General features: G+C 42.6%; 11 protein-coding genes. 5 read left to right on the forward strand and 6 right to left on the reverse strand.

Annotation, left to right across the window (positions count from 1 at the left end; genetic code table 11):
• Both B7L70_RS10810 and B7L70_RS10815 read left to right on the forward strand, forming a co-directional pair.
• Positions 1-893: thiolase domain-containing protein (locus B7L70_RS10810; protein ID WP_081228161.1), on the forward strand; the 893-nt coding region annotated here is incomplete at its 5' end.
• A gap of 6 nt (positions 894-899) precedes the next feature.
• The gene (locus B7L70_RS10815; protein WP_081228164.1) at positions 900-1,376 is read left to right on the forward strand and encodes a Zn-ribbon domain-containing OB-fold protein; all 477 of its coding nucleotides are present in this window, start codon (positions 900-902) and stop codon (positions 1,374-1,376) included.
• Here the strand turns inward: B7L70_RS10815 and B7L70_RS10820 are convergent.
• The 5 genes from B7L70_RS10820 to pheT all read right to left on the reverse strand — a co-directional run bounded on the left by B7L70_RS10820 (position 1,373) and on the right by pheT (position 6,280).
• A complete protein-coding gene (locus tag B7L70_RS10820) occupies positions 1,373-2,146 on the reverse strand; it encodes a hypothetical protein (protein ID WP_081228166.1) in 774 nt (257 codons plus the stop codon). The two genes, B7L70_RS10815 and B7L70_RS10820, sit on opposite strands and share 4 nt — an antisense overlap.
• 477 nt (positions 2,147-2,623) lie before the next feature.
• Entirely contained in the window at positions 2,624-3,151 is a 528-nt protein-coding gene (locus B7L70_RS10825; protein ID WP_081228169.1) for a hypothetical protein, read from the reverse strand.
• Between the two features lie 46 nt (positions 3,152-3,197).
• On the reverse strand, positions 3,198-3,761 hold the full coding sequence (locus tag B7L70_RS10830) for a DUF429 domain-containing protein (protein ID WP_081228172.1): 564 nt from the start codon (positions 3,759-3,761) through the stop codon (positions 3,198-3,200).
• Positions 3,762-4,589 carry a D-aminoacyl-tRNA deacylase gene (locus tag B7L70_RS10835; protein WP_081228175.1) on the reverse strand — a complete coding sequence of 276 codons (828 nt, stop codon included), beginning with the start codon at positions 4,587-4,589 and terminating at the stop codon, positions 3,762-3,764. It lies immediately after the preceding gene.
• 29 nt (positions 4,590-4,618) lie between these two features.
• On the reverse strand, positions 4,619-6,280 hold the full coding sequence (gene pheT / locus B7L70_RS10840) for a phenylalanine--tRNA ligase subunit beta (RefSeq protein ID WP_081228177.1): 1,662 nt from the start codon (positions 6,278-6,280) through the stop codon (positions 4,619-4,621).
• A 60-nt stretch (positions 6,281-6,340) separates the two neighbouring features.
• Between pheT and B7L70_RS10845 the strand changes: the two genes are divergently transcribed.
• On the forward strand, positions 6,341-6,946 hold the full coding sequence (locus tag B7L70_RS10845; RefSeq protein ID WP_081228178.1) for a YbhB/YbcL family Raf kinase inhibitor-like protein: 606 nt from the start codon (positions 6,341-6,343) through the stop codon (positions 6,944-6,946).
• Here the strand turns inward: B7L70_RS10845 and B7L70_RS10850 are convergent.
• A complete protein-coding gene (locus B7L70_RS10850) occupies positions 6,943-7,614 on the reverse strand; it encodes a transcription factor (protein ID WP_081228179.1) in 672 nt (223 codons plus the stop codon). The two genes, B7L70_RS10845 and B7L70_RS10850, sit on opposite strands and share 4 nt — an antisense overlap.
• A 142-nt stretch (positions 7,615-7,756) precedes the next feature.
• Here B7L70_RS10850 and B7L70_RS10855 point away from each other — a divergent pair, with 142 nt between their 5' ends.
• Both B7L70_RS10855 and B7L70_RS10860 read left to right on the forward strand, forming a co-directional pair.
• On the forward strand, positions 7,757-8,506 hold the full coding sequence (locus tag B7L70_RS10855) for a phosphoribosyltransferase family protein (protein ID WP_081228180.1): 750 nt from the start codon (positions 7,757-7,759) through the stop codon (positions 8,504-8,506).
• Between the two features lie 30 nt (positions 8,507-8,536).
• On the forward strand, positions 8,537-9,327 hold a 791-nt coding region (locus B7L70_RS10860), incomplete at its 3' end, for a glycosyltransferase (protein WP_143701634.1).

The raw sequence follows: 9,327 nt of genomic DNA on the forward strand, positions 1-9,327 counted from the left end.
CCGTTGCTTATAACATGGTTGCCTCTGGTTTCGTTGACATAGCCATGGCAATCGGTGTAGAGAAAATGAATGAGGTCGACACACCAACCTCGCTAGCTGTTGGTGGCAGAGGTGGCAATTATTTATGGGAGTATCATTTTTACGGAACGACGTTCCCTGCCTATTACGCATTATACGCCACAGCCCACATGGCTATGTATGGAACCACAGAGGAGCAGTTAGCATTGGTTAGGGTTAAGAACCAGAAATATGCGGCGAAAAATCCGAAGGCTCAGTTTCAATTTGAGGTTACCGTGGATGAAGTATTGAAATCAAGACCAATAGCCTGGCCCCTAAAACTCTACGATTGTAGTGCAATAACTGACGGTGCTGCAGCAGTCGTAATAGCAAGTGAAGATGCGATTAAGAAGCTCAAGGTGGATACCCCTGTCTGGATCGAGGCCATTGGTTATGCCTCCGATACCGCAAATATAACAAGGCGTGAGAATTACGTTGGATTGAAGGCCACAAGATTAGCCGCACAGATGGCATACAAAAAGGCTGGTATAGAACCCAAGGATGTCGAGGTTGCGGAGGTTCATGATTGCTTCACAATAGCCGAGATAATGGCTTACGAGGATCTGGGCTTTGTGGAGAAGGGTCTTGGTGGCAAGTTCATCGAGGAGGGGCAGAGTGACATTGGTGGTAAGGTCGCCGTAAACCTGAGCGGAGGTTTGCTTGGTAAGGGGCATCCATTGGGTGCAACAGGGCTTGCCATGATTTACGAACTAACTAAGCAGTTGAGGGAGGAGAGAGAGCGTGGTAGGCAGGCACCGTTGAAGAGGTACATAGGTCTTGCCCATAATATCGGTGGTACAGGTCATTATGGTTATGTTACGATACTGAGGAGGTGACCAACCATGGCGGAGAAAAAGACCAGTAGAAAGACCGTGAAAATGGAAGGCCCTACAATAGATTCTGTGCCCATAGTGTATAGGCATAAAATACCCATTGGTAGGGTTGTCAAGTACTTCGACGGACTTAGGGAGGGTAGGATCTACGCAACAAGGTGCAAAAACTGTGGTGCGGTTTATTACCCACCCCAAATCGATTGCCCATATTGTGGCTCAAGTGATGTGGAGTGGGTAGAATTACCTAGGGAGGGTGTCCTGGAGACATTCACGAAGGTTTACGCTAGACCTCAGGGTTATGAGGATTTTGAGCCATACATAATAGCTATAGCTAGGGTTGGTGATGTTAGGGTGATGGGTTGGCTCATGAATGTTAAGGATGAGAGGTGCGTCAGGGTAGGTGATGAGGTAGTACTTGGGACAACATACATAGATAAACATAATAAGTACATAATAACGATGCAGTTGAAAAATAAGCAATGCTAACCTGGACTAAATGGTGTTTTAAACACTGTATTAACAATACGCCTAATTACGCAATCTTCATCAATAACCTTAAGATATGCCGATCTGGCATTAACGGGGTTTGGTGCCATTATTGGTTCGACACAGTCACCAATACCATTAATCAGTGAGGTATTGTCTAAGTTCCTAAACACCTGCCTAAGGCAGTTGCTTAAATCATCAAACCTCAGTATCCTTTGTCCACCTAAGATTACGATAGACCTCCTAATACACTCACTAACCGAGGCTACATACTTAATGCTCACCCTATTACCAACCACCTCAATCACATCCAAATCAGCAGCTAAGCCAATCAATGCCTTGTAGGCGACGTCATTAAGCCACGCCGTTGGTGATAGCTCCCTCATCCTTTGATTTATTTTTTCATGAAGCTCATCAACACTCACCGTACCATTCTCGCTTATTACGTCAATTAGTAACCTGTAATGAGGTAGTTCACTATATAGTATGAGGTGCATTAAGGTCTTTGCGAGGGCTAGATCATCATTTAAGGTCTTAAATAATGTGTTCCCAATATCCGTTAATTTAACACTGCATTCATTATCAACGGACACTATGCCAATCCTCTGAAAAAACCTCGTTATGTCGCCCCTACCCTTACCAATATCAAGCCCCCTATCCCTAATCGCCGAACAATTAATCCCGGGATTCTCACCAACAAAGACTATGTAATTTATGAGCTTATTAAGTCCAATCCTCGGTATTGGTATGCTCCTCTGTATCGTGAGCATTAAATTACTAGTTATTATGCATGATTTATTTACAGTGAGCCTTTAAAATAAGGCTAATACCTACATCGATATTAAGTTAAGATAGCAATTGAACATGACCATTTAATATTGATTAAAGCAATATACTGTAGTTAATGATTAACGACAGGTACTAAATTACCTGCTAATCATTTATAATTAACAGTACTATAACGTCAACATTTTATCCGATTATTAAATATTCGCCCATTTTCAGAACTTAAACAATGGAGTCGGAGGAATCGTCAAAGATGGAATTAAGCCTAAAATGCCCCATATGCGGCTCTAACCTCCAGTTAATTGAGAATTCAACATACGTAATGCTAGGATGCCCTAAATGTAAAAGGTACACCCGTATGACCAAGAAGCATATTTTCAAGACGTACATAGAGTATGAGAATAACTCGGTTCATCTAAAATGGACGGAATTAATTAAGGAACTATACACAAGAATAGCCACTAAATACTATCTAGAATCAGGTACACCCTAACATTATTCCTAACTAGGTATTCAAAAGTGGCATCAAAAAGTGAGACCGCATCATACGAATAATCCCTTCTTATATAGGGATTATATAGGTGCACATAGACTGCGAAACCTCTCCTCACTAAATTAATTATTCTGTAAGCATCTGGATGCACTATAACCTCTCTCGTTAGTACGCAATCATCACTTGTGAGGTAGTTAATAACGATGAAACCAAGTCTTTCTAAGAAATTAATCCTCTCTGAATTAATACAGGGATATACGAATAGCCTAATTATTCCTTTATTAAGTAATAATTTTATGATCGATGGTCTCCGTAACAGTTCATTTACCTGCCCAGAATCAAGCATTAAACCATAAACGCCACAACCAATATTTCCTAGATGGCTCACATCTAAAACCCTGATTATGCAATCATCGCTACAACAATCAATTCCCAGCCTAAAGACCCTAATTACTAAGTCCCTGTACTTATTAATGAGGTTCCCGAGTTCGTTCATTGTTATTACGCACTTTACACATAATATCTTACTAATTAAGGTGCGCCTAGATGAAATAGGTGCAGTTACTTTGTGGTATTACCAACGATCCCTCACCCTCATAACCAATCAATTCCTCTGTGCAACCACGATCGTGCAATAGGCATGTAAAGGCGGCAACCAGGGCATCTAGTTCATGCTTATTACTAATGATTGGTCCATTGAACGTTGATGTAATCATTTTAAGAAAGCCTTGCCTCGTGATATTAAGTATTTTGAGTGTTGATGTTGGGTGGACTTCTAGGACAGCAATGCCCTGTTTCCTTAAAATACTGGCAATCTCCATACCGTACATTGTCAATGATTTCATGGAGCCCAGGAGTGGTGGGATCAATCTGAGCCCCCTCCTCCTGGCTTCAATCTCCACTAACCTGTTAATACCGTACCTAGGAAGACCCAGGGGTGCATCAATGCATACGAACTTAGGCATACTCTCTACAACGTGCTTTATTACTTCATGCCTTGAGGATAGGGTCTTAACATCATAGATACGTTTAATCTCATCCAATAAGCCAAAACCAGTCCTCCATCTTCCGGGTAATGCTAAATCTAGACCAACATAATTCCCCATTTAAGTCCTTTTGATTAGTTTAACACCTAGTTTATTAAGTACTTCAGTGACCAGGGCCCTAGTTTTACTATCAATAGCTTTCCAACTGACATAGGCCTTCACGGGCTTATGGGTCATCATGGTTACGGCTTTGATAATCATATCCTCAGTTATTGGGCTCACGTACTTAGGTATTGCGTGGCCAATATCGGCCTCACCACTAAGCAGCCTATTACCCATGGTTAGATAATGAAGGTCGCCTATCGAGATTGCCGGCTCATAATTGCTAACCAACTTACCCTCGATAAACTCACTAACAATATTGTGAAGAAGCTCCCAACCCCTGGTTACGCCCCACTCCTTCTCGGAACTACCTTGCTCTATGAAGGTTACTGGTATTGTCATCACGGTTGGTCCATGGTGTGTAGCCTCGATGTAGCACTCGAACTGGTCTAAGCCATAATCAACCCTCAACCTGCATAGCTCCCTATAGAATGCAGTAATTGTGTGAGGATTCGCAAGCGATACGGTGTTTGGCTTTCCACCAAGTTCAGCAGCGCCCCAATTGCCGGTTACATGGGATGTGAACATGGGCCTTGGATTCTTCATTGCGTGTCTGCTCACGAATATCAACTCACTAGGCTTGGTGTCGAGTTTATTTATTACATCCTCAACATCGTCTAGGTAGACAATATCCCTATTAAGGGCTAAGAATGCAATATGCCCCTTTAAGTCGTAAATTTCGTAATCACCAACACTCGACCTATACCGTAATTCACCGTCTCTGTTAAACAAGTCCCAGACACCTCTTGAAACTACATCAACCTTACTAAATACGAAACCATACACATTAGTCTCTTAACCCAGGGATTTTTAACTCATTCTTTTAACAATTCGTTTAGCCTTATCTCAGCAACAACGACAGGGTATTCAAGCTCGAATGAGACTATTACATCGGGTAATAGCTCCATCACAAACCCAACGTCCTTGCTATTCCGTACTACACATGCCGTCCTCTCAGGTAGCCCGGACGGTAACGTACACTGCCTTAGTGCATACTCAATACCCAGGTTAGTCATTAATGCCTTTAGGGTTGATAATCCATCAGTGAGGGTTATTTCAGGACCACTAATTACGTAACTGAGCACGAGATCCTCCTTAACGCCAACCTCACTGCCTTGATCTGGCGAAACAACGTAACCCACCTCAAATAACTTAAGTGTTCTGCTAATGAGTGGTTTATTTCTCTGGAGTATTTCCATTAGTTGTGGCCATATGTGGTCCCTAATTACCGTGTATAACTCTGACTTTGGATTATCAACTTCAACCAAGTCCCTCCTATACATCACCTTATTAATCATTACATCCTTACTACTCATCATGTAATTAAGAACCTCCTGGAACCCCAACCCAATCATCAAATCCCTAGTCAAATCTGCAAATAATCCTAAACCACTCCTCGAGCCCTTAACCGGCTGTCTTGGCACCTCCCTCGGTATATTCTCGTAACCATACGCTATGGCAACATCCTCCGTTATATCCACTGGATGCAGGACATTGAGCCTATACGGTGCAACCCTAACTAGCAATTCATCATTGCCAAGATCCACCACATCGTGCCTAGACATCAATAGGTAATTGATTATCTCATCCCTGCCCAGGTTAAGCCCTAAATAATCGTTTACGAAATTCACCGAGACCCTAAACTCCAGTGGGTCGAGGATTGGCGATATCGAGTTACCCCATGGGGCATCGATATTCACAAGCTCAACGACTTTCGACGTGCTTCTTTCAATTAAGTTATAAACGAGAACCGCAAGTATGGATCTTGCGAGTTTTAGGTCTGTAGCCGTAACATCAATAAGCACGTTCCTCGTCTTCTCCGTAACCTTAAAGTCCTCACTACCGAGTACAGGTATTATCACGAGTACCCTACCCTCAGAATCTACGAGTATGGGCGCCTTACCATCATAAACCGCGTACTTACCATACGCCTTACCCTTCTCGGTATTCTCAATAACATCGAAGCCGCTAACCTCCCTATCGCTCTCCAACGGCCTATACCTAATCCTACCTAACTCCTCAAGTTTATACGTGAGTGGTGGCTTTATCTTATCAGCGTCGTAAAAGCCAATTGCCATCTTACGCCTATCCCTACCATACGTTGCATGCAACTTCTCCTGCAACTGAATCATCTGCCTAATGGCCTCATCACTCAATCTTAAGTCATGAACAATACCCATGGCTATGAACGGCCTATTCGGAACATCCTCAACAACAAGCCTAAACCCATTATTAACAACGCTGTATTTGGGTAGGCCAAGTTCAACCTTCAATAAACCCCTGAGGGCCCTTGCCACGCCTTCCACAGAGAACAAATCAGGCCTGTCGTGGGTAACTTCGAAGGTAACCTCATCGCCAGAAACCCCCTCAACCTCACCCTTAAGCCTATTCAATAATGATACCAACTCATTGGAATCCCTAAAATACCTACCCAATAAACCCTCCAAATCACTTCGTTTAAAGTTTATAATGGGCACAATGAAGCACGAAACAACAACCTAATTAAGCATTTTCACCAAAATACAGGTGGGGTTAGCATGAAAACACCCTTGTTAATCATGACCATAATAGTGGCTGTGGTTATAATCGCATTAGCGATAATGCTCCTAACGTTTCATGCGAAGAGGACTGCCATAAACGTACAAAGGATAGGCTTAGTTACAATCCCCATGAATGTACCTAGGATATTTGTAAATTCAGCATTCGCTAATGGATCGCAAATACCACCTATGTACACATGCGATGGTGCCAACATCTCAATCCCAATAACGCTAGGCAATATACCTAGTAATGCAAAATCAATAATGGTGATTATCGAGGATTTAAACGCACCTGGTGGCGTGTTTATACATTGGGTATTGTATGACATACCACCTAACGTAACGCAAATACAGGAGGGTTTACCCACCGAGTACTATATACCTGGAATTGGCTATCAGGGAGTTAATGACTTCGGTAAGATCGGCTACGGTGGTCCATGCCCACCACCTGGTCCTCCACATGAGTATGTGGTGGTAGTACTAGCTCTAAATATTACAATAAATCCGGCACCCAATTTGTATGATCGCGAAATAATTAATTCATTAAATGTGCATGATGTCGTTGGCTACGGGATTTTAATAGGTTATTATGGTCATGGTTAGCCCAATAATTGCCTTATCTCCTCAAGCTTCTTCTTAAGCTCCTCGTTCTCGCTCTTTAACCTATTGTTCTCGTTAGTCAAGGCATTTAGCCTGCTTTCTAGCTCATTGATTCTGTTCATTAATTCATCCCTCTCCCTCCTCAATCTATCAAGCTCTTCACCACCAGTTGGGGCAGCGGCCGCAATACCCAGCTCTCTGCACTTCTCAGCAACCCTATCGCTCCTCACCCAATAGATTACCTGCGTGCCCTCCCTATCCCACTTAAGCTCGCCCGTATTTATGTTTAGCTCGAGTGTTGTTGATATCACGAAGACATCGCCACGCTCTAGCTTGTACTTAGGGACTATCTCATCAAAGAACCACCTCTTCATTGAGTCAAAGACCTCATCTAGGGAATCCTTGAAGTTTTGTGAGTTTCTAATGCTGTTAAATAGTTCATTAGCCTTATCCTCAGGGAACTGGGACCTCAAGCTACCACCAATTGCACCAAAGAGTAATCTAAAGAAGTCCGGTCTTCCCTCCCTACCGTACTTACCAAACAATCTTGCGGCTGAGGTCTTCCCAGTAACCCACTTAATCCTTAGGATACCACCCCTAACAAGCTCTGCAGATACTCCCCCTCTCTCAATCTCCTCCTCACCCTCCTCCCTCCCCTCCTCACTACTCATACATTAAGTAAATAATTATATTTCAATAAAAACCTTTCACCACGTAATCATTGGTAATACATTTACTCTACACTGATTAATAGGAAATCGATAGGGAAATTAATGATTAAGTTTTTAAACAATTGATTAAATAATTAACGCAATGCGTGTGGGTAGGAGGTTGGCTAAGGTTGATGAGCAGTTAGAGGCTGTTGATTTAATAAATACTGTGAGGTCCATCTATGGGTTATCGTATAGGGAATTATCCCAGGTACTCGATATACCCGAGAGCCTACTCTGTAGGTATGCAAATGGTGATTTACTACCGTCATTAGAGACGGTTGGTTTAATAAAGGATAAATTGAAAACAATGCTAGACCTCACAGAGGTCTTGAGAAGGAATGTTACGATCAAGGATGGTTTTATAGACCTGAACAACGTGTTATTCAACCCAAACATACTCAAGCTCTTCCAGAGGAGGGTTAAGGAGGTATTTTCCGACCTACCAATAAATAGGGTATTAACCGCAGCAACCGATGGAATACCCCTATCCGTAATGGCATCCTATGCACTAAACGCCAAACTAGCCATAGCCAAGCAATATAAGGACTTAGCTTCGGAGGAATTCTACGAGGTTAGCTACATCGTTGATTCACCACCACGCAAGGCATCGCTATACCTACCCAAGCATCTGCTTGAGAGGGATGACGAGGTTTTGATAGTGGACGATATTGTAAGGACAGGGAGGACACTAAATGCCCTGATTGATATGATAAACAATGCCGGGGCAAAGCTTGCTGGAGTCTCCGTACTAATCTCTATGAATAATTCATGGATTGAGAAGGTGAGGAGTAAGGGTGCGCGTATAGACATTGTCCTAGACCTGAGCGCCGAGAATTCTAGGGAAGAATAAGTTATTAAGATCTGCCCGCTGATAGGTTCGATGTTCATAAATTATGGAACAATAATTGTACTAATCTATATCGTAATAATGATATCCTCGTTCTACCCAATGATTTATCAATTATTGTTGATATCAATTAAGGACCGAGACACCAATACAAAACCCAGGGAGGACTACACCAGCGGGGGCAAGGTTTTTCTAGTAATTCCAGCCAAGGCTGAACCGCTTGATTTGATAGAGAAATCCATGGGTCAATCATCATCGATTAAGTCACGCATTAATGAGATCGTGTACATCCTTGACGGATATAATGATGAATTGATTAGTATGATCAAAACCCTTGGTAATAAGTACGGTGTTAGGGTAATGCATAGGGAAAAGCCCCGTGGCTATAAGGGTGGTGCGCTCAATTACGTCATAAAGAGGCTGGGTCTTGGCGATGGGGATTACATGGTAGTCCTCGACGTGGATTCATCAATAAATCCAGAGACACTTGGGAAGCTTATTGCCGAAATAAATTCAGCACATGCGATAGTTCCTAGGTGGATTGCCGATAATAAAGGCGATTCGTTATTGGCACGTGGTCAATGGGTTGGTTACCTACTATTCTTTAAGGTTTTAAAGTCTCTCAATGATTTAGTTGGTTGGGTTCCGATACTCGGTAGTGGTTCATTGGTTAATATTAAGGCCCTCAGGGTAGTTGGTTACTGGCCTGAGGATGTCCTTGAGGATGTGGAATTGGGTGTTAGGTTCTTCATAAACGGCTTGAGGGTTAAGTATGTGGATGATGCTAGGGTTAATGTTGAGGTTCCCGTCAATTACTTCGGCTT

The organism is Vulcanisaeta sp. EB80, assembly GCF_002078205.2.

What these genes read in the sequence shown, in the direction of transcription:
- B7L70_RS10845 (WP_081228178.1), top strand. Translation starts at nt 6,341, where the DNA reads ATGAAAACACCCTTGTTAATCATGACCATAATAGTGGCTGTGGTTATA.
- B7L70_RS10830 (WP_081228172.1), bottom strand. Translation starts at nt 3,761, where the DNA reads ATGGGGAATTATGTTGGTCTAGATTTAGCATTACCCGGAAGATGGAGG.
- B7L70_RS10825 (WP_081228169.1), bottom strand. Translation starts at nt 3,151, where the DNA reads ATGAACGAACTCGGGAACCTCATTAATAAGTACAGGGACTTAGTAATT.
- B7L70_RS10815 (WP_081228164.1), top strand. Translation starts at nt 900, where the DNA reads ATGGCGGAGAAAAAGACCAGTAGAAAGACCGTGAAAATGGAAGGCCCT.
- B7L70_RS10820 (WP_081228166.1), bottom strand. Translation starts at nt 2,146, where the DNA reads ATGCTCACGATACAGAGGAGCATACCAATACCGAGGATTGGACTTAAT.
- B7L70_RS10855 (WP_081228180.1), top strand. Translation starts at nt 7,757, where the DNA reads ATGCGTGTGGGTAGGAGGTTGGCTAAGGTTGATGAGCAGTTAGAGGCT.
- B7L70_RS10850 (WP_081228179.1), bottom strand. Translation starts at nt 7,614, where the DNA reads ATGAGTAGTGAGGAGGGGAGGGAGGAGGGTGAGGAGGAGATTGAGAGA.